The following is a 26,288-nucleotide window of genomic DNA, read 5'->3' as shown; positions in this document are numbered from 1 at the left end:
GTCCGCCCGGGTGTCCCGGGGGGTGGGAAGTGTTGTGGTTACAACATGCTTTCCTGCCCGTGTGAGGGCAGGGTGGTGTTGTTATTCAGTTGGTGTTCCCTGCAACAAATGGTTTGTTGTTCGGGAACCACATAGTGGACGCAAGCAGTCTTGTTATCTTTTTACCAACCCTGGTGTGGAACCGCTTTTGAACCGGTTTCACGGGTGTGGTGTGTGGTGTAAGTTATCGGCCTATTAGTACCGGTCAGCTTCACGAGTCGTTAGTCCTCGCTTCCACATCCGGCCTATCAACCCAGTGGTCTGGCTGGGGGCCTCTCACACACGAGGTGTATGGAAATCTCATCTTGAAGCGAGCTTCCCGCTTAGATGCTTTCAGCGGTTATCCCATCCGAACGTAGCTAATCAGCGGTGCACTTGGCAGTACAACTGACACACCAGAGGTTCGTCCGTCCCGGTCCTCTCGTACTAAGGACAGCCCTTCTCAAATTTCCTGCGCGCGCAGCGGATAGGGACCGAACTGTCTCACGACGTTCTAAACCCAGCTCGCGTACCGCTTTAATGGGCGAACAGCCCAACCCTTGGGACCTACTCCAGCCCCAGGATGCGACGAGCCGACATCGAGGTGCCAAACCATGCCGTCGATATGGACTCTTGGGCAAGATCAGCCTGTTATCCCCGAGGTACCTTTTATCCGTTGAGCGACGGCCATTCCACAATGTACCGCCGGATCACTAGTCCCGACTTTCGTCCCTGCTCGAGATGTCTCTCTCACAGTCAAGCTCCCTTGTGCACTTACACTCGACACCTGATTGCCAACCAGGCTGAGGGAACCTTTGGGCGCCTCCGTTACTTTTTAGGAGGCAACCGCCCCAGTTAAACTACCCATCAGGCACTGTCCCTGACCCGGATTACGGGCCGAAGTTAGATGTCCAAAGTGACCAGAGTGGTATTTCAACGATGACTCCACCCGAACTGGCGTCCGGGCTTCAACGTCTCCCACCTATCCTACACAAGCCACTCCGAACACCAATACCAAACTATAGTAAAGGTCTCGGGGTCTTTCCGTCCTGCTGCGCGTAACGAGCATCTTTACTCGTACTGCAATTTCGCCGAGTTTATGGTTGAGACAGCGGGGAAGTCGTTACTCCATTCGTGCAGGTCGGAACTTACCCGACAAGGAATTTCGCTACCTTAGGATGGTTATAGTTACCACCGCCGTTTACTGGGGCTTAAATTCTCAGCTTCGCCTTGCGGCTAACCGGTCCTCTTAACCTTCCAGCACCGGGCAGGAGTCAGTCCGTATACATCGTCTTGCGACTTCGCACGGACCTGTGTTTTTAGTAAACAGTCGCTTCCCCCTGGTCTCTGCGGCCCCGATCCCCTCCCACCAGCAAGTGGTGTTCAAGGTTGGGGCCCCCCTTCTCCCGAAGTTACGGGGGCATTTTGCCGAGTTCCTTAACCATAATTCTCTCGATCGCCTTAGTATTCTCTACCTGATCACCTGTGTCGGTTTGGGGTACGGGCGGCTAAAACCTCGCGTCGATGCTTTTCTCGGCAGCATAGGATCACCGAATCCCCCCAAACGGGGGTCCCATCAGATCTCAGGCATCATGAACAGCGGATTTGCCTACCGTTCGCCCTACATCCTTAGACCGGGACAACCATCGCCCGGCTCGGCTACCTTCCTGCGTCACACCTGTTAATACGCTTGCCTCCCAGGATCAGGTCCTGCGCTCCACCAAAACCCTTCACCCACAAGGGGTGTCAGGCAGGTCTCGGGCAGTTAGTATCCCCTGTTCAGCATGGGCGGTTTTTCGCCGGTACGGGAATATCAACCCGTTGTCCATCGACTACGCCTGTCGGCCTCGCCTTAGGTCCCGACTTACCCAGGGCAGATTAGCTTGACCCTGGAACCCTTGATCATTCGGCGGACGGGTTTCTCACCCGTCTTTCGCTACTCATGCCTGCATTCTCACTCGTGTAGGCTCCACCGCTGGTTTACACCGCGACTTCACCGCCCACACGACGCTCCCCTACCCATCCAAACGCCTGAACCACAAGGGCTTAGCTAATATTTGAATGCCACAACTTCGGCGGTGTACTTGAGCCCCGCTACATTGTCGGCGCGGAATCACTTGACCAGTGAGCTATTACGCACTCTTTTAAGGATGGCTGCTTCTAAGCCAACCTCCTGGTTGTCTTCGCAACTCCACATCCTTTCCCACTTAGCACACGCTTAGGGGCCTTAGTTGGTGGTCTGGGCTGTTTCCCTCTCGACTATGAAGCTTATCCCCCACAGTCTCACTGCTGCGCTCTCACTTACCGGCATTCGGAGTTTGGCTGACGTCAGTAACCTTGTAGGGCCCATTAGCCATCCAGTAGCTCTACCTCCAGCAAGAAACACGCAACGCTGCACCTAAATGCATTTCGGGGAGAACCAGCTATCACGAAGTTTGATTGGCCTTTCACCCCTACCCACAGCTCATCCCCTCCATTTTCAACTGAAGTGGGTTCGGTCCTCCACGACGTCTTACCGTCGCTTCAACCTGGCCATGGGTAGATCACTTCGCTTCGGGTCTAGATCACGCCACTGCAACGCCCTATTCAGACTCGCTTTCGCTACGGCTGCCCCACACGGGTTAACCTCGCGACGTAACACTAACTCGCAGGCTCATTCTTCAAAAGGCACGCCGTCACCAGAATCAGACTGGCTCCGACGGATTGTAAGCACACGGTTTCAGGTACTGTTTCACTCCCCTCCCGGGGTACTTTTCACCTTTCCCTCACGGTACTGGTCCGCTATCGGTCATTAGGGAGTATTTAGGCTTATCAGGTGGTCCTGACAGATTCGCACGGGATTTCTCGGGCCCCGTACTACTTGGGATACTCTCACAGGCGGTACACAACATTACGGTTACGGGGCTAACACCCTCTCTGGCCGGCCTTTCAAGACCGTTCACCTATGCCTGCACATCACACCCCACCAGCCCGGCAGAACTGGTATGGAAAGTCCCACAACCCCGACCATGCAACGCCCGCCGGCTATCACACATGGAACGGTTTAGCCTGATCCGCGTTCGCTCGCCACTACTAACGGAATCACTATTGTTTTCTCTTCCTGCGGGTACTGAGATGTTTCACTTCCCCGCGTTCCCTCCACGCACCCTATGTGTTCAGATGCGGGTCACCGAGTCACTCGCGCGCTCGGCGGGGTTTCCCCATTCGGACACCCTGGGATCACAGTCCGGTTATCGACTCCCCCAGGCTTATCGCAGATTCCTACGTCCTTCTTCGGCTCCTAATGCCAAGGCATCCACCGTGTGCTCTTAAAAACTTGACCACAAAAGATCAAAAACGCTAATTTTCGAGAGAACCACGAAAACCACTGCACCATCCCGAAAGACAGCACAACAGATCCAGGTTCATATTCTTGGAAATTGCTTCTTATAAAAGATGCTCGCGTCCACTATGTAGTTCTCAAACAACAACCCCAAACCACACACCCCACACACACAACATGCATGATCGGTGCAGCCAGGAAACCAGAAACAAACAAACCCGCAACCCCCGCCCCGCAAAACGCGACGGAACCACGGCCCTGTTGCCTCAGGACCCAACAGTGTGCCAAACACGAAACCACCCGCACCCACCAGCACCCTTCCAGGAACCCCCGCAAAGAGGAACCGTACTAAGCACCGGAAAGAACCGGCAGCCGCTATTCGTTGATATTCCACCCTTGAGCACCCGCCGCAGAACTTGCGTCTGCGCAACGGGCTGTACTCCTGACAAACCCCCGCACCGCATACACGGCACGAACAATCTGTAGGTGCTCCTTAGAAAGGAGGTGATCCAGCCGCACCTTCCGGTACGGCTACCTTGTTACGACTTAGTCCCAATCGCCAGTCCCACCTTCGACAGCTCCCTCCCACAAGGGGTTAGGCCACCGGCTTCGGGTGTTACCAACTTTCGTGACTTGACGGGCGGTGTGTACAAGGCCCGGGAACGTATTCACCGCAGCGTTGCTGATCTGCGATTACTAGCGACTCCGACTTCATGGGGTCGAGTTGCAGACCCCAATCCGAACTGAGACCGGCTTTTTGGGATTAGCTCCACCTCACAGTATCGCAACCCTTTGTACCGGCCATTGTAGCATGCGTGAAGCCCAAGACATAAGGGGCATGATGATTTGACGTCGTCCCCACCTTCCTCCGAGTTGACCCCGGCAGTCTCCTATGAGTCCCCACCATCACGTGCTGGCAACATAGAACGAGGGTTGCGCTCGTTGCGGGACTTAACCCAACATCTCACGACACGAGCTGACGACAACCATGCACCACCTGTAAACCGACCGCAAGCGGGGCACCTGTCTCCAGGTATTACCGGTTCATGTCAAGCCTTGGTAAGGTTCTTCGCGTTGCATCGAATTAATCCGCATGCTCCGCCGCTTGTGCGGGCCCCCGTCAATTCCTTTGAGTTTTAGCCTTGCGGCCGTACTCCCCAGGCGGGGCACTTAATGCGTTAGCTACGGCGCGGAAAACGTGGAATGTCCCCCACACCTAGTGCCCAACGTTTACGGCATGGACTACCAGGGTATCTAATCCTGTTCGCTCCCCATGCTTTCGCTCCTCAGCGTCAGTTAATGCCCAGAGACCTGCCTTCGCCATCGGTGTTCCTCCTGATATCTGCGCATTTCACCGCTACACCAGGAATTCCAGTCTCCCCTACATCACTCTAGTCTGCCCGTACCCACCGCAGATCCGGAGTTGAGCCCCGGACTTTCACGGCAGACGCGACAAACCGCCTACGAGCTCTTTACGCCCAATAATTCCGGATAACGCTTGCGCCCTACGTATTACCGCGGCTGCTGGCACGTAGTTAGCCGGCGCTTCTTCTGCAGGTACCGTCACTTTCGCTTCTTCCCTACTGAAAGAGGTTTACAACCCGAAGGCCGTCATCCCTCACGCGGCGTCGCTGCATCAGGCTTGCGCCCATTGTGCAATATTCCCCACTGCTGCCTCCCGTAGGAGTCTGGGCCGTGTCTCAGTCCCAGTGTGGCCGGTCACCCTCTCAGGCCGGCTACCCGTCGTCGCCTTGGTAAGCCATTACCTCACCAACAAGCTGATAGGCCGCGAGTCCATCCAAAACCACAAAAAGCTTTCCACCCCCCACCATGCGATGAGGAGTCATATCCGGTATTAGACCCAGTTTCCCAGGCTTATCCCAGAGTTAAGGGCAGGTTACTCACGTGTTACTCACCCGTTCGCCACTAATCCCCCCACAAGTGAGGTTCATCGTTCGACTTGCATGTGTTAAGCACGCCGCCAGCGTTCATCCTGAGCCAGGATCAAACTCTCCGTTGAAGTAAAACAGACACAACCCCCAGCCCCGGGAAAACGGGACAAAAAGGCTGCACAAAATTTGAAACCAGCTGTAAAAACCAGACCACCCACAGGGGCGGATGACCCGGTCAATTCAACCAATCACTAAAACAATTGGTATCAACAAACTTGGCACACTATTGAGTTCTCAAACAACAGACACACCCGGCACCACCACCAGCAAAAAACCACCGTGGATCGCTCCGGAGCAACTTTTCAAACTTACCCGCTGGCTTCTCACTTGTCAAACCGGCGTCCGCGACTCTCTTCAGCCAAAAGCTTGAGTGTCGGTTTTTCCGTCTGACTCCGTGGAGCAGCGCGGAAATAAACTCTACCACCACTTTTTCCAGATCGCCAACCGGGCCGCAGAGGGCCTTCCGCGCCCCGTACTGGAGACAGGAAAAGGCCCGGAACCACGCGGATTCCGGGCCTTCCCCGCTCATCGGGGACCGGCTGCTAGCCGGCCGCCGGAGCTCCCGGCTTGAAGTAGGCGGCCCCCAGCGGCGGGAGGGTGACGCTCAGCGTTGCCGGCTGCCCGTCCTGTCCCTGGTCCGTTGCCTTCAGCGCACCGGAATTGAGGACACCGGATCCGCCGTAAGTGGTGGCGTCCGTGTTCAGCACTTCGGTCCATGCACCGGCCTCCGGAACCCCCAGGGTGTAGCCGACGTGCGGCGATCCGGAGAAGTTGATGGCGCAAACCAGCGGGTTGTTCTCCTTGTCCCAACGGATGAAGGACAGGACGTTCCGGTCCGCGTCTCCCCCGTTGATCCACTGGAAGCCCCCGGGCTCGTTGTCCCTGGTGTACAGCGCCGGCGTGGAACTGTAGAGCTCGTTGAGGTCCTTGGTGAGCAGTTGCACGCCGTTGTGTGCTGGGATGTCGGCAAGCCACCAGTCGAGCCCATGCTGTTCGGACCATTCCGCTTCCTGGCCAAACTCGGTGCCCATGAAGATCAGCTGCTTGCCGGGGTGCGCCCACTGGTAGGCGAGGAAAGCGCGCAGGTTTGCGAGCTGCTGCCAGCGGTCGCCAGGCATTTTGCGGAGCATGGAGCCCTTGCCGTGGACTACCTCATCATGGCTGATGGGAAGCAGGAAGTTTTCCGTAAAGGCGTAGACCATGGAAAACGTGACGGTGCCGTGGTGCCATTTGCGGTTGATCGGCTCCTCGGAAATGTACTTGAGCGAATCGTGCATCCATCCCATGTTCCACTTCAGGCCGAAGCCGAGGCCGCCATGGCTGGTGGGAGCGGTGACGCCCGGAAACGCGGTGGACTCTTCGGCGATCATCACAGCGCCGGGGTGCGTCTTGTACACCGTGGCGTTGACTTCCTGGAGGAAGGAAATCGCTTCCAGGTTTTCCCTGCCGCCGAACCTGTTGGGCTGCCACTGCCCGTCCTGCCGCGAGTAGTCGAGGTAGAGCATGGAAGCCACGGCGTCCACGCGCAGGCCGTCAATGTGGAATTCGTCCAGCCAGTACAGGGCGTTGGCCACCAGGAAGTTCCGGACTTCGGTTCGGCCGAAGTCGAAGATCAGGGTGCCCCAGTCAGGGTGCTCGCCCAGGTTCGGGTCTGCGTGCTCGTACAGGGGCTCGCCGTCGAACTGCGCAAGCGCCCAGGCGTCCTTGGGGAAGTGGGCCGGGACCCAGTCCAGCAGCACGCCGATCCCCGCCTGGTGGAGGGTGTCCACCAGGTAGCGGAACTCATCCGGGTGGCCGAAACGGGAGGTGGGGGCGAAGTAGGAGGTGACCTGGTAGCCCCAGGACCCGCCGAAGGGGTGCTCTGCCACGGGCATGAACTCCACATGCGTGAATCCGAGCCACTTGACGTAGTCAACCAGTTCCTTGGCGAGCTCCCGGTAGCTGAGGCCCAGGCGCCAGGAACCGAGGTGCACCTCGTAGACGCTCATCGCCGAGTTGTGGGGATCCCGCTGGGCGCGCGCCTCCATCCATTCGTCGTCCTTGAAGGCGTACGAAGGCTCAACCACCCGGGAAGCGGTCAGCGGGGGCACTTCGGTACCGAAAGCCAGGGGGTCTGCCTTCTCCACCCAGTGGCCGGCCTTGGTCCTGATTTCGAATTTGTAGCACGCCCCTGCCAAAACGCCCGGCACAAAGAGTTCCCATACCCCCGAGGAGCCCAGCGAACGGAGGGAGTTCTCGCGGCCGTCCCAGGCGTTGAAGTCACCCTTGACGCGGACCGCCTGCGCGTTGGGTGCCCAGACGGCAAACGAAACACCGTCTACGTCCCCCATGGCGGACTTGTAGTGCTGGACGTGGGCGCCGAGCACCTCCCAGAGCTTTTCGTGCCGGCCCTCACCGATAAGGTGCAGGTCCACTTCGCCCACGGTGGGCAGGTAGCGGTAGGGCTCGTCCATGGTGACCGGTTCGGCACCCGGGTAGGTGACCGACAGCCTGTAGTCGGGGACGTGCCCGTGCTGCAGCGGTTCAAGGACTGCCACCCAAACGCCATGGGCTTCATGTTCCATCGGCACTTCGCCCGTCGGCGTAATCACGGTCACTGCTTCCGCGAGGTGCTTCACCGTACGGATAGTCACGTGGCCGTAATCGTCAAGGTGCGCGCCCAGGACAGAGTGGGGTGCGTGGTGTTCACCGTTCGCAATCTTGCCCAGGGTGCCCTCGTCCACATGGAGCGGCGCTCCCGGCCGGTCAGTTCGTGCTGAGCCTGTCATTTCGTTACCTTCCGATGCTGCGCCGGCGTGATCGCCGGCGCCGTTACCGCCCAGGAGCCGCCGGGAGGCGTTCACGGGGATCGCCAACCAGTCGGGCCTGTTACGCAATTCATAAACTACTTCGTACAGTGCCTTGTCCAGCCACAATGCCACAAAGAGGGGCGACTCCCTGTCCACGGTCCCGGGCGTCACCGCCGCGTACCCTGCCAGGAAGGCCTCCGCGCAGTCGTCAACCCAGTTGGCCGGGACCTGCGCCCCTTCCTGTTCGCGCTGGGCTGCTCCGGCCGCGTAATCGAAAGACCGCAGCATTCCGACGACGTCCCTCAGGGGAACGTCCGGGACGTTGCGTTCTGCGACGGGCCGCAGCGGTTCGCCTTCAAAATCGAGGATGGCCCACCGCGCAGGGCTTCCCGCGTGCCCCGGGACCTGAAGGATCTGGCCCAGGTGGAGGTCCCCGTGGATGCGCTGCAGCGGGCCGGCCGGTGCGTGGTCCAACTGGTCGAGCAGTGCGGTCAGGGCGTCGTCGTAAGGGCCGACGGCGCTTCCGGCTTCCGCCCATGCCTGGCGGACGCGCTGGGCTACTGCGGGAGCGATGACCTGGCCCGGCTGGCGCTCCGCTGACTGGCCCAGCGCTTCGGCCAGCCGCTGGTGGACGGTGGCGGTGGCCGCACCGAGCGCGCGGGCTTCTGCCGTGAAGTCAGTGCCGGACCGGGCGGCGTCAACGGCCAGCAGCCATGCGTCCCGGCCGCCCGCCAGGAACTCGTGCGCCACAGCCAGTTCGCCCTGGACATACCGCGGGCCCGCGCCGTTGGCTGCCGCTCCGTTTGCCGCCTGGGCCAGCCATTCGCCGCGCACCCAGCCAAGGGTGGCGGGAACTTCCAACGTGCCGGCAGCCGTCAGGGCAGCACCCACTTCAACTTCCGGATTGGTGCCGTCGGACAGCACCCGGAACACCTTCAGGATGGCGGCAGACTCGCCGTCGTCCACAATGACTGAACTGTTGGATTGCTCACCTGACAGCACCTTCACAACGCCGCGGCTGGTGGGCAGCCGCCGCTCCCCCTCGACCCGGAAGCCGGCCGCGGCTCCGTTCGGCGCCTTTTCCCTGTTCCGGATGAGCTCCAGCAAGCTGCCCACGAAGTCGGGATCGTGGACGGCGTCATAGACCCAGGTCCGGGATGGATCCATGCCGGCGGCCTGCCCCACAAGGGCACGTTCCATTCCGGCAGCCGGCGCCTGCCGGAAACTCAAGGGAACCTGGACAACGGCCGTCCGCCTGCCGCCGTCGGGCGTCTTCGTGGTGACGCTCAGGAGGAAGACGGCCAGCCCGGCGTGGCCCGAGGGATCCTCAAGCCCCAGGCTGCCGGCCTGGGACATCTCGAAGTCGGGTGTCTTGACCGGGAACCAGCGCTGCCGTGGCAGCCATTCCTGGAGGAGGGCAGTGAGGGCGGGGGTGAGGATTGGCTGGTTCATATCTCAGTTCTCAATCGAGAGGATCGGAATTGCCTGCGTGTACGGAGACGACGGGTTGGATGCAGCGGACCGGATCCGCAACCAGAAGAAGTCGTGGCTGCCAAGGGTCAGGGTCAGGTTTCCGTCCTCGTTGATGCCGGGGAACGGCTGGCCGCCGAAGACATCGCGCAACCCCCGTCCGGCGAACTGCGGGATCTTCAACTGGGCCGCGACCGGATGCTGCGAGAGGTTGAAGGTGCACAGGATGGTCTCCGCGACGGCGCCCGCCGAGTTGCCGTCCGGAAGTTCGCGGAGGTAGGCCAGTACGGCGTCGTGGTCGGCATCGACGTGCTTGAACCCGCCGAGGCCGAAGGCGGGGTGGTTCTTGCGTACGCTGAGGATCTGACGGGTCCAGCGCAGCAGCGAACCGGAATGGGCCGCCTCAGCCTCCACATTGGCCATGCTGTAGTTGTACACCAGGGACTGGATGGGCGGCAGGTAGAGCTTGCCCGGATCCGCGTTGGAGAAGCCGGCATTCCGGTCCGGGTTCCACTGCATGGGGGTACGCACGGCATCGCGGTCTTCAAGCCAGATGTTGTCGCCCATGCCGATCTCGTCCCCGTAGTACAGGAACGGGCTTCCGGGCAGCGAAAGCAGCAGGGCGTTGATCAACTCGATCTCAGCGCGGGAGTTGTCCAGGAGGGGCGCGAGCCTGCGTCGGATGCCGATATTGGCACGCATGCGGGGGTCCGGCGCGTACCAGCCCAGCATGGCCGCCCGCTCATCCGCGGTGACCATTTCCAGGGTCAGTTCGTCATGGTTCCGCAGGAAGGTGCCCCACTGTGCCCCGTCCGGTATTTCGGGGGTGTCATGCATGGTCTCGATGATCGGGGCGGCCTTCTGGTCCCGGAGCGCGTAGTACAGCCGCGGCATGATCGGGAAGTGGAAGGCCATGTGGCATTCGGGCTCTTCTTCCGTCCCGAAGTATTCCACCACTTCATTCGGCGGCTGGTTGGCCTCGGCGATGATGACCCGCCCGGGATAGCTTTCGTCCACCATGGTGCGGAGCTTGCGGAGGAACTCGTGGGTGGCCGGAAGGTTCTCGCAGTTGGTCCCCTCCTCTTCGTACAGGTAGGGGATGGCATCGGCCCGGAAACCGTCGATTCCCTGGTCCAGCCAGAACCGGACCACATCGAACAATGCCTCGATGACCTTCGGGTTTTCGAAGTTCAGGTCGGGCTGGTGGCTGAAGAACCGATGCCAGAAGAACTGGCGGCGGATGGGATCGAAGGTCCAGTTGGATTCCTCCGTATCAACGAAGATGATGCGCGCGTCCTGGTACTTCTCGTCAGTGTCGCTCCAGACGTAGAAGTCCCCGTAGGGGCCATCCGGGTCCTTGCGTGACTCCTGGAACCACGGGTGCTGGTCCGACGTGTGGTTCAGGGGCAGGTCGATGATGACCCGGACGCCCCTGGCGTGGGCCTCGGCAACCAGCCGCTTGAAGTCACTGATTGTTCCAAACTCGTCCAGGACCGAGTTGTAGTCGGAGATGTCATAGCCGCCGTCGCGCAGCGGTGACTGGAAGAACGGTGGCAGCCAGAGACAGTCCACGCCCAGCCACTGCAGGTAGTCAAGCCTGTCAATGAGGCCGGAGAAGTCGCCCGAACCGTCACCGTTGGCATCCGCAAAAGCCCTGACCAGTACTTCGTAGAACACGGCCTTCCGGTACCACAGCGGATCATGCTGAAGGCCCGGGGCATTTAGCTCGAACGTGCTCTTGGGAGTGAAATGCTGGCCGGAACTTTGCGGATTGAAATTCACTGATGCATTCTCCTCACGCGCAGGATGTGCGCGGGCTCCACGTGCGGGTCGAGGCGGACGTAGTTGTACTCGCCCCACTCCCAGCTTTCACCGGAGATGAGGTCATCCACGTGGAAGCCGCCGTTATGCGTCAGGTCCCGGGCGTCGAGTTCAAGGGCCGCCAGGTCCAGCGAGACCGTGGATTCCCTGGTCCCGTGCGGATCCACATTGACCACCACGATCAGGGTGTCCTTGGACCCGTCAGGAAGGGTCTTGTGCTTGGAGTAGACCACCGTGGCGTCGTCCGTGCTGTGGTGGACGGTCAGGTTCTGCAGGTCCTGCAGCGCGGGGTGGGCATGCCTGATCTCGTTGAGCCTGGTGATGTACGGGGCGAGGGTCCGTCCGGATTGCGCCGCGGCGTCCCAGTCGCGTTCCTTGTACTCGAACTTTTCGTTGTCGATGTACTCCTCCGCGCCGGGCCTGGCCACATGCTCGAACAGCTCGTAGCCCGCGTAGACGCCCCACAACGGACTGGCCGTCGCTGCCAGGGCGGCCCTGATCCTGAACGCCGCCGGCCCGCCGAACTGCAGGTATTCAGTGAGGATGTCCGGGGTGTTGACGAAGAAGTTGGGGCGGAAGAAGGCCGCTGACTCGTGGCTCACCTCGGTGAAGTAAGACTCGATCTCCTTCTTGGTGTTCCGCCAGGTGAAGTACGTGTAGGACTGCTGGAACCCCGCGCGGCCAAGCGCATGCATCATGGCTGGGCGCGTGAACGCCTCGGCCAGGAACACCACGCCGGAAACCTCTTTGTTTACCTGCGCAATAAGCCATTCCCAGAACCACACCGGCTTGGTGTGCGGGTTATCCACGCGGAAAATCTTTACGCCGTGGCTCACCCACAGCAGCACAATCCGCAGAATTTCGTTTGAAAGCCCCTCGGGATCATTATCGAAATTGAGCGGATAAATGTCCTGGTACTTCTTCGGCGGATTCTCGGCATAGGCAATGCTGCCGTCCACGCGGGTGGTGAACCACTCCGGATGCGACTGTACCCAGGGATGGTCCGGAGCCGCCTGGAGCGCGAGGTCCAGGGCAACTTCCAGGCCCAGTTCGTTTGCCCGCGCCACGAAGGCGTCGAAGTCCTCGAAGGTGCCGAGGTCCGGATGGATGGCATCGTGGCCGCCTTCGGCCGCGCCGATTGCCCAGGGCGAGCCGGGATCGTTCGGGCCGGCGATCAAGGTGTTGTTGGGGCCCTTGCGGTGCTGCACGCCGATGGGGTGGATGGGCGGCATGTAGATAACATCGAAGCCCATGGCGGCGACGGCATCAAGCCGCCTGGCGGCGGTGCGGAAGTTTCCGGAGGTCCAGGTGCCTGTGGTGTGATCCTTGACGGCCCCTTCGGAGCGGGGAAAGAACTCGTACCAGGCGCCCCGTCCGGCACGGTCGCGTTCAACGTTCAGCGGGAACTTTTCGGAGACGGTCACCAGTTCGCGGATGGGCTGGTGCGCCACAACGCCGGCCACGTCGTGGCCGAAGCCGGCCCCGAGGCGCTCCTCCGTGCTCAGCGACGTGTCGGCGAGCCTGTCGGCTGCCGCACGGAGAACGCCCCTGTCCCAGTCGCTGCGGGAGTCGTCTTCGGATGCTTCACCGAGCAGCGCGGATCCTTCGGCCAGCATCAGCTCCACGTCGATTTCGGCGGCCACCTTCACCTCGGCGTTGTGGTGCCACGTGCCGTAGCGGTCGTGCCAGGCCTCGATGGCAAAGGACCAGTTCCCCTCTTCCGACGGCGTGAGCACGCCTTCCCAGCGGTCCGTTCCCATGCCGCGTTCCCCGCGCGGCGGCGCGAGCCTGACCCTCTGGCGCTCATTGCCTTCGGGGTCGAAGAGCACGGCACTGACGCCGAGTTGGTCATGCCCTTCGCGGAAAGCGGTGGCGCCCACCACGATTCCCTCGCCGGGCAAGGCCTTGGCCGGAAATTTTCCATCCTCCACAACGGGCTGCACGGCGGTGATCGGGAATCGTCCGAACCGCAGCCCATCAGTGATGGAGCCGGTCGACATTTTCATTGATACGGCGCTGGTTCCTGAGTTAGTCGTCACAGGCTCGACGTTAGCGAGAAAAGAGCAAGATTGCTAAGCCTGCGCACCAGTTTCTGCGCGTCCCCCGTCATTTACCCAAAAGAAACCCGGCGCTGGTTCCGGCCGCCCATGTTGTCGGTTAGTGTGACGCAGGTGAAGGCAATCCGCAGATTTACCGTCCGTACCGTCCTCCCCGAACCCATCCGGCCGCTGGCCCGCCTGGCGAGCAACCTGCGCTGGTCCTGGCACCGCCCTACGCGGGAACTTTTCGCGGGGCTGAATCCCCGCCTTTGGGAGGAAAGCGGCCAGGACCCGGTGGGTTTCCTGGGGATGGTTAGCCGCGAAGAATTCCAGCAGCTTGCCGCGAACCGCGCGGTGGTGGAACGCGTGCGGGCCGCTGAGGAGGACCTTGACCGGTACCTCGAGGAGCCGCGCTGGTACCAGGGCCTCGGCCCGGATGCCCCTGCATCGATTGCCTATTTCTCGCCCGAATTCGGCATCACCGAGGTGCTCCCCCAGTATTCAGGCGGCCTGGGAATCCTGGCCGGCGACCACCTGAAGGCGGCCTCGGACCTTGGAGTGCCGCTGATCGGTGTCGGCCTGCTGTACCAGGCCGGCTACTTCAAGCAGTCGCTGTCCAGGGATGCCTGGCAACAGGAGACGTACCCGGTCCTGGACCCGGACGGGCTGCCGCTCACGCTGCTTCGCGAGCCTTCGCCGGACGGCATCGGACGCCCCCTGCAGATCTCGCTCCCCCTGCCCAACGGCCGGCGCCTGCTGGCACACATCTGGCGGGCCGACGTCGGACGCGTCCCCCTGCTCCTCCTGGACTCCAACGTCCCCGGCAATGACGACGCCGCCCGCAGCATCACCGACCGCCTCTACGGCGGCGGCGGAGACCACCGCCTGCAGCAGGAGCTGCTGCTGGGCATGGGCGGGGTCAAGGCCCTGCGCGCCTTCCAGCAGCTCACCGGCACTACGGCCCCTGAGGTGTTCCACACCAATGAGGGCCACGCCGGTTTCCTTGGCATCGAACGCATCCAGGAACTCATGGCCGGAGAGCAGGCGCTGACGTTTGACGAGGCCCTTGCAGCCGGCAGGGCGTCCACTGTTTTCACGACGCACACCCCCGTCCCGGCAGGCATCGACAGGTTCGAGATCGCCCAGATCCACCACTTCTTCCAGGCCGGCCTGGCACCCGCCGTTCCCACGGACAGGATCCTGGAACTCGGCCGCGAGAACTACGCTGACGGGAACCCGTCCGTGTTCAACATGGCCATCATGGGCCTGCGCCTCGCGCAGCGCGCCAACGGCGTCGCAAAGCTGCACGGGGAAGTTTCCCGCGGGATGTTCTCCGCCCTGTGGCCGGGCTTCGACCACTCCGAGGTGCCCATCACGTCCGTGACGAACGGCGTGCACGTGCCCACGTGGGTGGACAGCCGCATTTCGCAGCTCGCCCGTGACCAGTTCGGCAGCGAAGCCGAAGCCAACGGCCGGTGGGACCTCGCCTACAACGTCAGCGACGCAGATGTCTGGGCGCTGCGGCGCGAGATGCGGGCGGCCCTGGTGGAGGACGTCCGCCGCCGCCTGCGGGCTTCCTGGAAGAAGCGCGGGGCCGCTGATGCGGAGCTGGGCTGGACGGACAATGTCCTGGACCCGGACATCCTGACCATCGGTTTTGCCCGCCGCGTTCCCACCTACAAGCGGCTCACCCTGATGCTGCGCGAGCCTGAGCGCCTGAAGGCACTGCTCCTGCACAAGGAGCATCCCATCCAGCTGGTCATTGCCGGCAAGTCGCACCCCGCTGACGACGCCGGCAAGAAGATGATCCAGGACCTGGTCAGGTTCACCGACGACCCCGAAGTGCGCCACCGCATCGCCTTCCTGCCCAACTACGACATCGCGATGGCCCGGACGCTGTTCCCCGGCTGCGACGTCTGGCTCAACAACCCGCTCCGGCCGCTGGAGGCCTGCGGAACATCGGGCATGAAAGCCGCGCTCAACGGGTCGCTGAACCTCTCCGTGCTGGACGGCTGGTGGGATGAAATGTACGACGGCGAAAACGGCTGGGCGATTCCCACCGCCAACAACGGCGCATCGCCGGAGGAACGCGACGACATCGAGGCAGCAGCTTTGTACGAGCTGCTTGAAACCCAGGTGGCCCCGCGCTTCTACGGCAGCACGGTATCGGCCGGCGCAGGCGCAGCAGGCCCTTCGACGTCGGGGGCCGAGAAGGTGCCCACGCACTGGGTCTCCATGATCAAGCACACGCTCTCGCACCTGGGTCCGGCCGTCTCCGCCGAACGCATGCTCCGCGACTACGTGAACATCCTCTACCGCCCGGCCGCGGAGGCGGGGCGGAACGCCTCTGCCAACTCCTACTCTCAGGCCCGCACCCTGGCGGCCTGGACCGCAAAGGTACGTTCGGCATGGCCGCTGGTGCACGTGGAGCACGTGGACTCCGTGGGCGTCTCCGAGGATCCCCAGATCGGCGACACGCTCCAGGTCAACGCCTACGTGGCGCTGCACAGCCTCACCCCGGAGGACGTATCCGTGGAAGTGGCCTATGGAAGGGCCGAGGAAAGCGACACCCTCACCGACATCACCGTGATGGAACTGAAGGTACAGGAAGACCTCGGCAGCGGGCGCCACCTGTTCAGCGGCTCGCTGGTGATCGACCGGTCGGGACCGTTCGGGTACACCGTCCGGGTCCTGCCGCGGCATGACGCCCTCGCTTCGAAGGCCGAGCTGGGACTGATCGTCAACGCCTAAGGCACCTGCCCCGAACCCTCCGAGAGGAACCCATGGCCGAACGCACTGTATCCGACGTGATCGTGGAACGCCTCAGCATTTGGGGGGTGGACCGCGTCTTCGGCTACAGCGGCGACGGGATCAACGGTTTCATGGGCGCACTGCGCCGCGCCGAAGGCCGGGTCGAGTTCGTCCAGGCCCGTCATGAGGAGACGGCTGCCTTCATGGCGGTGGGCCACGCCAAGTACACCGGCGGGGTGGGGGTGGTCACCTCCACCCAGGGCCCCGGCGCCGTCCACCTGCTGAACGGGCTCTACGACGCCAAGCTCGACGGCGTTCCGGTAGTGGCGATCGTAGGGCAACAAAGCCGCACGGTGCTGGGGTCCGCCTATATGCAGGAGATCGAGCTTACGGTCCTGTTCAAGGACGTGGCCGCCCAGTTCGTCCAGCAGGTCAGCGCACCGGAGCAGGTCCCCATGGTCCTGGACCGGGCCTTCCGCACCGCCAGGGCCACCTCCTCGCCCTGCGTGGTCATCGTCCCGCATGACATCCAGTCGGCACCGGCGCCCGAGCTGGAACAGGAACACGGCATTGTGGTCACCGCGCCCTCGTGGAGCACAGCGACCAGGACGCCCCGGGATCAGGATCTGGAGGCTGCGGCAGCGCTCCTGAACTCCTCGGAACGGGTCGCGCTGCTCGTGGGCCAGGGGGCGCGGCACGCCGCCGGGGAGGTGCTGGCGGTGGCCGAAAAGCTTGGCGCCGGAATCGCCACAAGCCTGCTTGGCAAGCCCTACATGGATGAGACCCTGCCGTTTGCGGCGGGCACCATGGGACACCTGGGAACCACCGCCAGCGCGCACCTGCTGGGCAACTGCGATGCGCTGCTGATTGTGGGCTCCAATGATCCCTGGACGGAGTTCTATCCTCCGCCCGGCGCGGCCCGGGCTGTCCAGATCGACATCGACGAACGGAAAATCGGCAACCGCTACCCGGTTGAGGTGGGTTTGGCGGGCGACGCCGCTGTGGCGCTGCAGGCACTGGGGGAAAGGCTGCAACCGCGCGCCCCCGGGCAATGGCGGACCGACGTGGAGCGGGAAGTCTCCCGGTGGCGGGCATTGGCCGTGGAAAGGGCTGCCGTCCCGGCGAGCCCCGTGAATCCCGAGCGGGTGGTCCGGGAACTGAACGGCCGGCTGCCCGGGAACGCTTTGGTGAGCATCGACGTCGGCAGTTGCGTTTACTGGTATGCCCGGCAACTGGTCCTTCCGCCGGGCGTCCCGGCGCACCTTTCCGGAACCTTGGCCAGCATGGGGTGTTCCCTCCCCTACGGCATTGCCGCGAAACTGGCGCAGCCGGACCGGCCGGTTGTGGCCCTGGCCGGTGACGGCGCCATGCAGATGATCGGCATCGCCGAACTGGTGACTGTCGCCCACCGTTGGCGCCAGTGGGTCGATCCGCGGTTCGTGGTCTGCGTGTTCAACAACAGGGAACTCACCGAGGTGACGTGGGAGCAGCGGGAGTCCGAGGGCGAGCCGCGGTTCGCCGCAAGCCAGGAACTGCCGGACTTTCCGTTCGCGGGCTACGCGGACCTATTGGGTTTGAAAGGCATCCGGGTGGAGGATCCTGGGCTTCTTGGCGATGCCTGGGAGCAGGCGTTCGCGGCAGACCGGCCAGTGGTGATCGAGGTACTGACAGATCCTGAAATCCCCCTCCTGCCGCCGTTCCCGGCCGGCAGGGAGAAGGCGGACAGCATGCGCAAGGGACTGGCTGCAGAGGACGACGGCGGCAGGGCCCTGGATCTCCTTGCGACCTACACGGGCCACGAAGAACGCACCTAAAGCAGGACGGCGGTGACCGCCAGGTCCTTGCCCGCATAGCGCTCGGCGTCCTGGAGGATCTCGCAGATGATCCCGAATGCCCTGTCACTGCGGAAGGGGGCAGCCACCTGCCACAGGACCGTGACCGGAGCGTTGCCGTTATCCGTGATGCTGTCCGCGAAGTCATGCAGTGAATCGTTGAGCGCGTCGAGGTTGACGCCGTAGTGCTCGGGAAAGTTAAGGACCTCGCCGAAGGTTTCCAGGACAGCCTTCTTGCTGTCGGCTGCGGGAACCACCAGGCTGCGGCGTCCGGCGTCGGCCACCTGCTCCTGCAGCTCCTCAAGGGTCCAGGTGTCGCCGGAGTAGATCTTCATGGCTTTGCTCAGCTGCCTTCCGCTATGTATCTGAATGACTCGTAGTGATCGTCCGTGTAGTACTTCTCGCCGTCGGCGCCGGCCACGATGCGGCGCGCTCCCCTGTCCGATTCCCCGGGCGTTGGCACTGTGTACTCGCGGTAATAGCCCCTGTCCCGCCGTGGCAGGAGGCGCTCGAAGTTACCGAAGGCCTGGCCGTCCTGGCTGTAGCGGTACGGTCCGCCCGCGCGGATGAGTTCGAGAACCCTGCGGCCCTCCACCGGGAGCGCGGACTCACGAACCTCCGGCAGCCCCGAAGGGTTATCCTGTCCAGGGGCGCTGGTCCCGGGCCCGGCGCCGGGCGCAGGCATGGCACTGGAGGTGCCCTCCGGCGTCGTAGTTTCCGTCAGCTGGCCGAGGAAGCCCGTGCCGCCGAAGGCCAGGAAAGCAAGCACCATCAGGCCCGCCAGCAACAGGGGCAGGACGGAACGGTTGCGCATTCTGGAAATCCCGGGTGCCTAGCTGCGGTAGATGCTGATGGAATAGGCCTCCACAAGGTCCTTCTCCCCCGAGGCAACCTGCCCGCCCTGGCGTGCCTCATGCAGTGGCGAGGTAGTCAGCCGGAGCTCGAACATCCGCGGGGCTGTGGTCCCGGCCGGAACGCGCGGCAGCGTGACCTGCAGGTCCGAAGCGCTGCCGTTCACCACCATCAACCCCGCAAAGCCGCCGTTGTCCGAGCCCAGGAGGAGTTGCAGGACGCGGTTGTGGGGATCGTTCCAGCGCTCCATGGACATCGGGTGGCCGTTCTGGTCGAACCAGTACAGGTAGGACTGCTCGTCCCGGACAGGGAAGTCGTGGGGCTGGGCCGCGAGGAACTCCTTGCGCAGGCGGATGAAGCGCTTGGTGCTGCGGAGCATTTCGTGGGACTCGGGAGTAAGGGTCCAGTCCAGCCATGCGAGCGGGTTGTCCTGGCAGTAGGCATTGTTGTTTCCCTGCTGGGTCCGCGCCAGTTCGTCGCCGGCGGTGATCATGGGAACGCCCAGGGAAACCAGCATGGACGCCATCAAGTTGCGGCGGGCCTGGGCACGCTTGGCGAGGATCGCGCCGTCCTCGGTGGGACCTTCCACGCCGTGGTTGTAGCTCCGGTTATCCCCGTGCCCGTCCCTGTTCTCCTCGCCATTGGCCTCGTTGTGCTTGCGGTCAAAGGAGACCAGGTCATTGAGGGTGAAGCCGTCGTGGGAGGTGATGAAGTTGACTGACGCCAGGCGGGAACGTCCGGAAGGCTGGAAGAGGGCGGCGGAACCGGACAGCGAGTCCGCGAGTTTGGCCATGGGCCCGCCGTGCCCGCCAGCATCCAGGGCGGCGCGGTCAGTGAGCCAGAAGGAACGGACCGCGTCCCGGAAATGGTCGTTCCAGTCGACCCAGCCGACAGGAAAACGCCCGGTCTGCCAGCCGCCGTGGCCCACGTCCCAGGGTTCGGCAATCAGCTTCACGTCGGACAGGACGGGATCGGCGGCGACGGCAACCAGGAACGGGTGCCGCGGGTCAAACTCGTTGGCCGCGTTCCGGCAGAGGGTGACGGCGAGGTCAAAGCGGAAGCCGTCAATGTGGAACTCATCCACCCAGTACCGGAGGGAGTCCAGGACCATCTGGACCACGCGGGACTCACCGAAGTTCAGGCTGTTTCCGCAGCCCGTGGTGTCCACGTATCTCCCGTGCCCGTCAGTGCGGTAGTACGCCTGCTCGCCCAGTCCGCGGAAGCTCAGGGTCTGGCCGTCGGGGCCGCCCTCGGCCGTGTGGTTGTAGACGACGTCCAAAATGACTTCCAGCCCGGCGGCGTGGAAGCGTTTAACCATTGACTTGAACTCGTCCTGGACAGCCTGCGGCCCGGCCTTCTGGGCGGCACGCGTTGCGTAGCCGGGGTGCAGGGCGAAGAAAGCCGCTGTGTTGTAACCCCAGTAATTAGTCATCCCCAGGTCCTGCAGGTGCGGCTCGTCCAGGTGGAAGTGCACGGGCAGCAGCTGCACCGAGGTGACGCCCAGGCTTGTGAGGTGCTCGATGATGGCAGGGTGGGCCATGCCGGCGTAGGTTCCGCGGAGTTCTTCGGGGACGTCGGGGTGGAGCATGCTTTGTCCCCGGACGTGGGCTTCATAGATGATCGTGTTGCGCCACGGCAGCCGCAGCCGCTCGTCGGTTCCCCAGTCGTAGTCGCCTGCCATCCGCACGCTGGCCAGGAAGCCGGCCTGCTGGTCCACGGCGCGCCCGTAGGGATCGAGCAGCAGCGGCTGGCCGGCGTCGTCCTCAATTTCGCTGGTGGGCGCGGCAAAGGGCAGGGACTGCTCGCCGGACGCAGGCCGGAAACCATAGCGGGATCCGTACGGAAGGTCCTCGACGATGCCGTGGTGGACGCCGTGGGTGACGTTGGGCAGTGCCTGGGTCCGCCACTCCCCGCCCGGGGCGGCGTAGACGATCTCCAGGCTGGATACGCCCGGCGCATAGCACGCCACGTTGGCCCGCCCTGCGTGGTGGCTGCCTGTCCCGTCCACGTCGGCGCGCGGAACACTGACACCGAGCGGAACCGCCGTGGAGGCGTCCATGGTGGAAGCAGTGTCGAAAAGCGGCATGACCATGACCCGGCGCCTACTTTGCGGCGCGCTGCCGGGAGACCTCATACAGGGAGATGCCCACGGCCATGGAGGCGTTGAGTGACTCCATTGCGGAATCGATGGGGATGGAGACGATCTGGTCGCAGTTCTCGCGGACCAGGCGGCTGAGTCCCTTTCCTTCCGAACCCACCACGATGCACACCGGTTCGGTTGCGAGGGTGAGGTCCGGCAAGGAGACGTCGCCGTCGCCGTCCAGGCCCAGGACGAAGATTCCCATGGACTTGAACTGCTTCAGGGCGTTGTTGAGGTTTGAGGCCCGCGCCACGGGCACGCGGACAGCGGCTCCGGCGCTGGTCTTCCAGGCCGAGGCGGTAACGCCTACCGAGCGGCGTTCCGGCACAATGACGCCGTGGCCGCTGAAAGCGGAGACCGAGCGGATGATGGCGCCAAGGTTGCGGGGATCGGTAATGCCGTCCAAGGCAACGAAGAGCGGGGCGTTGGGGACGTGGCCCTTCTTCCATTTCCCAACCGTCTCCTCTGCCAGTTCGTACGCGTCCTGGTAGTCGTACGGCGGGATCTGCAGCACCAGCCCCTGGTGGACGGCGTCGTCGGTCATCCGGTCCAGTTCAGGCTTTCCGGTTTCGAGCAGCGGAATGCCCCGCTCGGCGGCAAGCTTCAGGGACTCCTTGACGCGGTCGTCCATTTCGATGCGAATGGCCACATGCAGTGCCTTGGCAGGAATGCCGGCGCGGAGCGCCTCGACCACCGAGTTGCGCCCGGTAACGACTTCTTCGGTGGCACGGCCCTTGGGGCCGGATTTGGCCGCTCCGGCGCTGCGGGCACCCGGATTGCGCTTGGCCGCGGACCGCTCGGAGAGCTGCTTGGCCTTGTGCGCCTTGTGGTACGGGCGGTCCTCCGCCTTGGGCGTGGGGCCCTTGCCTTCCAGGGCCTTGCGGCCATGGCCACCGGTCCCGATGGTTGGGCCCTTCTTCGCTTTAACCGATCGGCGACCATTGTTGGCCATTGTGTTCCACCCTTGATTGTGTTGACTGAGTCTGCCTACCAGTCTACTGATCGAAGAAAAATCGGCTGCTAAGGGGGACGGCCGCTTCGGGAAACGCGCCGGTCAGTCGCGCTTCAGGCTCCAGGTTGCCCCGTCCGGGCCGTCCTCCACCAGGATGCCGGCAGCGGAGAGGGTGTCTCGGATGGCATCCGAGGCCGCCCAGTTCTTCTCCGCCCTTGCCGCAGCACGGGCTTCCAGCTGGGCCTGCACCAGGACGTCCAGGGCGGCCTTGTCCTTGGTGTTGCCGGCATCGGCACCTGCCACGGCATTCAGCCCGAGGACGTCGGTCATGACTGCCACCGTGTTCAACGCGAGACGGGCCGCGGGGTCATCGCCTTCGGCAAGGGCAGTGTTGCCGGTCCGGACCGTCTCATGCAGGGCGGCCAGCGCACGCGGGACGTTCAGGTCGTCGTCCATGGCTTCGGTGAAGGTGCGCAAGGTTTCCGCGGAGGAGCTCTGGTGGCCGGCAGCTGTGCCGGAGCCGGTACCGAACCGGGCGGTCGCCTTGGCAATGAAACCATCAATGCGTTCGACGGCGGCGGCGGCCTCCTGGAGGGACGTGGGACGGTAGTCCAGCACCGAGCGGTAGTGGGCCTGGCCAAGGTAGTAGCGGACCACCCTGGGGGACGCCAGTTCCAGCATCTCGGCAGGACTGATGGTGTTGCCAATGGACTTGGACATTTTTTCGCCCTCGTAGGTGACCATGCCGTTGTGCATCCAGAAGTTGGCGAACGCGTGGCCGGCCGCCTGCGACTGGGCGAGCTCGTTTTCGTGGTGCGGGAACCGGAGGTCCAGGCCGCCGCCGTGGATATCGAATTCGGAGCCGAGGTACTTGGTGACCATGGCGGAGCATTCCAGGTGCCAGCCCGGGCGGCCCGCACCCCACGGGGAAGCCCAGCTCGCCGTCGTCGGCTCTCCTTCTTTGGACCCCTTCCACAGGGCGAAGTCGCGCGGGTCCTTCTTCCTGTTGCTGAACTGGGGTTCGACGTCCGGGGCTGCCTGCATGTCATCGATGTTCTGCCGGGTCAGTGCGCCGTACTTGCTCCAGGAACGCACGTCAAAGTAGACGTCACCGGAGTCGTCGGGGGCAGGATAGGCGTGCCCGCGGTCGATCAGCTGCTGGATGAGGGCGTGCATTTCGGGGATGTGGCCGGTGGCGCGGGGCTCGTACGTTGGCCGGGAAACGCCAAGCGTGTCGTAGGCCTTGAGGAATTCCTGCTCGTAGCGGTAAGCAAGCGCCCACCACTCTTCCTCGGGCACTTCCCCGGGTTCCGGGGTGAACCCCGGCGCGAAGGAGGCCTCGGACCTGGCCAGGATCTTGTCGTCGATGTCCGTGACGTTCCTTACCACCGTGACCCGGAACCCGCGGTAGGCCAGCCAACGGGTGAGCTGGTCAAACGCAATGGCCGAGCGGATATGGCCAACGTGGGGCATGCCCTGCACGGTGGCCCCGCAGTAGTAGAGGCTGGCTTTGCCCTCGACGATAGGCACGAAGTTCCGGACTTCGGCGGAGGCAGTGTCATAGAAGCGCAGGGTCACCGCTCCAGATTAGCTGATGGGAAGGTGCGGCCTCGGGTAGACCAGTGCGGTGGCCACCGCGGAGATGCCTTCACCACGGCCGGTGAACCCGAGGTGGTCGCTGGTGGTGGCAGTGACGCTGACGGGCGCGTCCGCGGCATCACTGAGGACTTGTTGGGATTCCTCCCGCCGCGGGCCGAACTTGGGCCGGTTGGCGACGAACTGGACAGCAACGTTTCCAATCTCAAACCCGGCAGCCCGGACGATCCGCGCAGCCTCGGCCAGCAATGCGACGCCGGAGGCGCCGGCAAATTCCGGCCGGTCCGTACCGAAGTGCGTGCCCAAATCTCCTATCCCGGCGGCGGAAAACAGCGCATCGGCGGCGGCATGGGCCACCGGATCGCCGTCGGAGTGCCCGGCCAGGCCACGTTCACCCGGCCAGAGGAGTCCACCCAGCCACAGCGGGCGGGGCTGGTCCTCCGTGGCGTAGGCGTGGACGTCCAGCCCGATTCCGGTTCGGGGGATGACCATGTCCGCAGGTCCCATCCCTAGCCTTCCACCCAGCGTGCGCCCAGGGGACCCTCAAGGAGCCCCTCGGCGAGGATCAGGTCCAAGGGCGTGGTGATTTTTAGGGACTGCGTGGACCCCCGGACCACGTGGACGGGGATGCCGAGCATTTCGACGAGCATTGCGTCATCGGTGACGGCGTCGGACTCTTTCGGGCCAAGGGCCCGCGCGGCTTCGTGGGCCTTCAGCAGGGTGTTGAGTTGGAAGCCCTGCGGCGTCTGCACCGCGCGGAGTTCCTCGCGGGGCGCGGTCCCGGTGACAACCTCCGGGGCCAGTTCGCTGTCCGGGCCAGTAGTGGCCGCTACCGTCTTGACAGTGTCCACTACCGCTACGGCAGGTATGACTGCCGCGGCCCCCGCGGCCAAGGCGTCCGTCACGCGGTGGAAGACGGACTCGGGGGTGAGGGCGCGCGCGGCGTCGTGCACCAGCACCGCTTCTATGCCGTCCATCAGGGCTGCCATGCCGGCCCGGACGGAATCCGCACGGGTGCTGCCGCCGTCGACAATGGAAAGAAGGGGGCCGCCGTCGGCCAGTTCCTGCCGGAAGTCCTCGCACAGGCGGCGGAGGGCGTCGTCTCCCGGGGGCAGCGCAACGCACACCTGGCTGCCCGCTCCGGATGCGACAATGCCGCGCAGGGCATGCATCAGGATGGGCTCGCCGCCCAGGGGTACCGCCGCCTTGGGCATGCCGTAACCCAGCCTTTGCCCCGAACCTGCTGCCACCAGGATCACCGCGGTGACCAGGCGGGTGCGTGTTTCGCTCATGCGGACTAGCCTACGTCCCTGCAGGGCGCCGGCGCCTGAACACCTCGGGAGGAATCCCCGCGGCCTGTTTTTGGGCAAAAAGAAGCCCCGGCGGCACTTGGGTGCCCCCGGGGTTCAATTCTTAGGAAGCCAGGACCTCGTCGAGAACGCTTGCAGCCTTCTCTTCGTCGGTCTTTTCAGCCAGCGCCAGTTCTGAAATCAGAATCTGCCGGGCCTTGGCCAGCATTCGCTTCTCGCCTGCGGAAAGGCCCCGGTCGTGATCCCGGCGCCACAGGTCGCGGACGACCTCTGCAACCTTGATGACGTCACCGGAAGCAAGCTTCTCCAGATTTGCCTTGTACCTGCGTGACCAGTTGGTGGGTTCTTCGGTGAACTCGGCGCGAAGCACATCAAACACGTGCTCCAGGCCTTCCTTGCCCACTACGTCCCGAACCCCAACAAGGTCAACGTTCTCTGCTGGAACTTCAATGGTCAGATCACCCTGAGCCACCTTGAGCTTGAGATACATCTTCTCTTCGCCCTTGATGGTGCGCATCTTGATTTCTTCAATCTTCGCAGCACCGTGGTGAGGGTAAACTACTGTCTCGCCGACCTCAAATACCATGTGGACATTTCCCCTTTCCCGCTGACCAGTTTATCACGATTCAGGCATATGACCGGCCCGGAAGAGGGCGCCGAACCGCAGAAATACGCGGAAAACGGGCCAAATCGGCCCCCTTCACCCCCTTGACGAACGCGGATAATAGTGCATGTGCGGGGTCCTGGGGAAGGCCGATGTGACAGCTCCGAATCCTCGTTTGGCGTGCTTTGCGGATAGGCTATGCGTGATTAATGTTTCAAGACTCTTTGAGGAGTACGCGACGTGCGTTTCACTGCGATGACCCGGGCCCAGCGCGGCAAACTGGCACTGACGGCAGGCGCCCTTGGCGTGGGCCTGCTGACCGCCGGCTGCGGTTACATCACGCCCCAGCAGACCAGCGAACGGTACGCTGCATCGGACGGCATCGTCACCGACCTCGGCCCGATCCAGCTGCGCAATATCCTGATCATTTCCTCCGGCGAGGACCAGCCGGGCCGCCTGATCGGCGCCGTCTACAACTCCTCTTCGCAGGACGTGACGCTCACGGTCAACGGCGCAAAGGGCTCACAGACCGAGGTGCCGGTCAAGGCGAACTCCTACACGCTGCTGAACGACAGCTCGGACGAAGCCATCCTCAGCACCACCGGAGGAATCCCGGGCTCCCTCGTGGACGTCAAGATCACCGAGGACGGAACCAACGTGAGCAACACGGTGAAGGTCCCCGTCCTGGATGCAACGCTGCCTGAGTACAAGGAGTACCTGCCGGCCGGCAGCACGCCCTCGCCGAGCACATCGGCCACGCCGTCGCCGTCCGCTTCGGAAAGCGCAGGCGGGACCGGCCACTAAGGCTGCGGGCTGAGCCCACTGCAGGACAGGCATGCA

At 63.4% G+C, this 26,288-nt stretch carries 14 protein-coding genes and 2 rRNA genes; 3 read left to right on the top strand and 13 right to left on the bottom strand.

What is annotated here, in order from left to right; genetic code table 11:
- Window positions 1–213 precede the first annotated feature (213 nt).
- From SMD14_RS03830 to SMD14_RS03810, 5 genes are all read right to left on the bottom strand, one after another.
- Window positions 214–3,340: ribosomal RNA gene (locus SMD14_RS03830) — 23S ribosomal RNA — on the bottom strand.
- Window positions 3,341–3,837: 497 nt separating this feature from the next.
- Window positions 3,838–5,360, bottom strand: a 16S ribosomal RNA gene (locus SMD14_RS03825).
- Together the 16S and 23S rRNA genes form the textbook arrangement of a ribosomal RNA operon.
- Window positions 5,361–5,834: 474 nt before the next feature.
- Complete coding sequence (locus SMD14_RS03820; RefSeq protein ID WP_321215377.1) at window positions 5,835–9,533, bottom strand: 1,4-alpha-glucan branching enzyme; 3,699 nt, start codon at window positions 9,531–9,533, stop codon at window positions 5,835–5,837.
- A 3-nt stretch (window positions 9,534–9,536) separates the two neighbouring features.
- A complete protein-coding gene (gene treS / locus SMD14_RS03815) occupies window positions 9,537–11,333 on the bottom strand; it encodes a maltose alpha-D-glucosyltransferase (RefSeq protein WP_321215376.1) in 1,797 nt (598 codons plus the stop codon).
- Window positions 11,330–13,372, bottom strand: a complete 2,043-nt coding sequence (locus SMD14_RS03810) for an alpha-1,4-glucan--maltose-1-phosphate maltosyltransferase (RefSeq protein ID WP_321216216.1) — start codon at window positions 13,370–13,372, stop codon at window positions 11,330–11,332. Before SMD14_RS03810 ends, treS begins: the two co-directional genes overlap by 4 nt.
- 171 nt (window positions 13,373–13,543) lie before the next feature.
- Between SMD14_RS03810 and glgP the strand changes: the two genes are divergently transcribed.
- Together glgP and SMD14_RS03800 are read left to right on the top strand one after the other, a co-directional pair.
- The gene (gene glgP / locus SMD14_RS03805) at window positions 13,544–16,162 is read left to right on the top strand and encodes an alpha-glucan family phosphorylase (RefSeq protein ID WP_321215375.1); all 2,619 of its coding nucleotides are present in this window, start codon (window positions 13,544–13,546) and stop codon (window positions 16,160–16,162) included.
- Window positions 16,163–16,194: 32 nt separating this feature from the next.
- On the top strand, window positions 16,195–17,976 hold the full coding sequence (locus SMD14_RS03800; protein WP_321215374.1) for a thiamine pyrophosphate-requiring protein: 1,782 nt from the start codon (window positions 16,195–16,197) through the stop codon (window positions 17,974–17,976).
- Here the strand turns inward: SMD14_RS03800 and SMD14_RS03795 are convergent.
- From SMD14_RS03795 to SMD14_RS03760, 8 genes are all read right to left on the bottom strand, one after another.
- Window positions 17,973–18,329, bottom strand: coding sequence for a barstar family protein (locus SMD14_RS03795; protein ID WP_104996833.1), 357 nt, complete (start codon window positions 18,327–18,329; stop codon window positions 17,973–17,975). The genes SMD14_RS03800 and SMD14_RS03795 overlap by 4 nt on opposite strands.
- An 8-nt stretch (window positions 18,330–18,337) precedes the next feature.
- Window positions 18,338–18,808, bottom strand: coding sequence for a ribonuclease domain-containing protein (locus SMD14_RS03790; RefSeq protein ID WP_321215373.1), 471 nt, complete (start codon window positions 18,806–18,808; stop codon window positions 18,338–18,340).
- Between the two features lie 18 nt (window positions 18,809–18,826).
- A complete protein-coding gene (glgX, locus tag SMD14_RS03785; RefSeq protein WP_157239106.1) occupies window positions 18,827–20,938 on the bottom strand; it encodes a glycogen debranching protein GlgX in 2,112 nt (703 codons plus the stop codon).
- 10 nt (window positions 20,939–20,948) lie between these two features.
- On the bottom strand, window positions 20,949–21,938 hold the full coding sequence (rlmB, locus tag SMD14_RS03780; RefSeq protein WP_157239108.1) for a 23S rRNA (guanosine(2251)-2'-O)-methyltransferase RlmB: 990 nt from the start codon (window positions 21,936–21,938) through the stop codon (window positions 20,949–20,951).
- A gap of 102 nt (window positions 21,939–22,040) precedes the next feature.
- Complete coding sequence (gene cysS, locus SMD14_RS03775) at window positions 22,041–23,516, bottom strand: cysteine--tRNA ligase (RefSeq protein WP_321215372.1); 1,476 nt, start codon at window positions 23,514–23,516, stop codon at window positions 22,041–22,043.
- Between the two features lie 9 nt (window positions 23,517–23,525).
- On the bottom strand, window positions 23,526–24,041 hold the full coding sequence (ispF, locus tag SMD14_RS03770) for a 2-C-methyl-D-erythritol 2,4-cyclodiphosphate synthase (RefSeq protein WP_157239110.1): 516 nt from the start codon (window positions 24,039–24,041) through the stop codon (window positions 23,526–23,528).
- 2 nt (window positions 24,042–24,043) lie between these two features.
- Complete coding sequence (gene ispD, locus SMD14_RS03765; RefSeq protein ID WP_321215371.1) at window positions 24,044–24,826, bottom strand: 2-C-methyl-D-erythritol 4-phosphate cytidylyltransferase; 783 nt, start codon at window positions 24,824–24,826, stop codon at window positions 24,044–24,046.
- 121 nt (window positions 24,827–24,947) lie between these two features.
- Entirely contained in the window at window positions 24,948–25,430 is a 483-nt protein-coding gene (locus SMD14_RS03760) for a CarD family transcriptional regulator (RefSeq protein WP_011690592.1), read from the bottom strand.
- Between the two features lie 273 nt (window positions 25,431–25,703).
- On the opposite strand from SMD14_RS03760, the gene SMD14_RS03755 reads away from it, so the two are divergent.
- Window positions 25,704–26,252, top strand: coding sequence for a hypothetical protein (locus SMD14_RS03755; protein ID WP_157242697.1), 549 nt, complete (start codon window positions 25,704–25,706; stop codon window positions 26,250–26,252).
- The last annotated feature ends 36 nt before the right edge of the window (window positions 26,253–26,288 follow it).

Source organism: Pseudarthrobacter oxydans (assembly GCF_034258515.1).
Classification (GTDB): domain Bacteria; phylum Actinomycetota; class Actinomycetes; order Actinomycetales; family Micrococcaceae; genus Arthrobacter.
This window is presented reverse-complemented; position numbering and strand designations above follow the sequence as displayed.

Coding starts and splice junctions, on each gene's coding strand:
- SMD14_RS03820 (WP_321215377.1), bottom strand. CDS start 9,533: ATGAACCAGCCAATCCTCACCCCCGCCCTCACTGCCCTCCTCCAGGAA.
- SMD14_RS03810 (WP_321216216.1), bottom strand. CDS start 13,372: ATGTCGACCGGCTCCATCACTGATGGGCTGCGGTTCGGACGATTCCCG.
- SMD14_RS03800 (WP_321215374.1), top strand. CDS start 16,195: ATGGCCGAACGCACTGTATCCGACGTGATCGTGGAACGCCTCAGCATT.
- SMD14_RS03795 (WP_104996833.1), bottom strand. CDS start 18,329: ATGAAGATCTACTCCGGCGACACCTGGACCCTTGAGGAGCTGCAGGAG.
- SMD14_RS03790 (WP_321215373.1), bottom strand. CDS start 18,808: ATGCGCAACCGTTCCGTCCTGCCCCTGTTGCTGGCGGGCCTGATGGTG.
- glgX (WP_157239106.1), bottom strand. CDS start 20,938: ATGGTCATGCCGCTTTTCGACACTGCTTCCACCATGGACGCCTCCACG.
- rlmB (WP_157239108.1), bottom strand. CDS start 21,938: ATGGCCAACAATGGTCGCCGATCGGTTAAAGCGAAGAAGGGCCCAACC.
- ispF (WP_157239110.1), bottom strand. CDS start 24,041: ATGGGACCTGCGGACATGGTCATCCCCCGAACCGGAATCGGGCTGGAC.
- ispD (WP_321215371.1), bottom strand. CDS start 24,826: ATGAGCGAAACACGCACCCGCCTGGTCACCGCGGTGATCCTGGTGGCA.
- SMD14_RS03760 (WP_011690592.1), bottom strand. CDS start 25,430: ATGGTATTTGAGGTCGGCGAGACAGTAGTTTACCCTCACCACGGTGCT.
- SMD14_RS03755 (WP_157242697.1), top strand. CDS start 25,704: ATGACCCGGGCCCAGCGCGGCAAACTGGCACTGACGGCAGGCGCCCTT.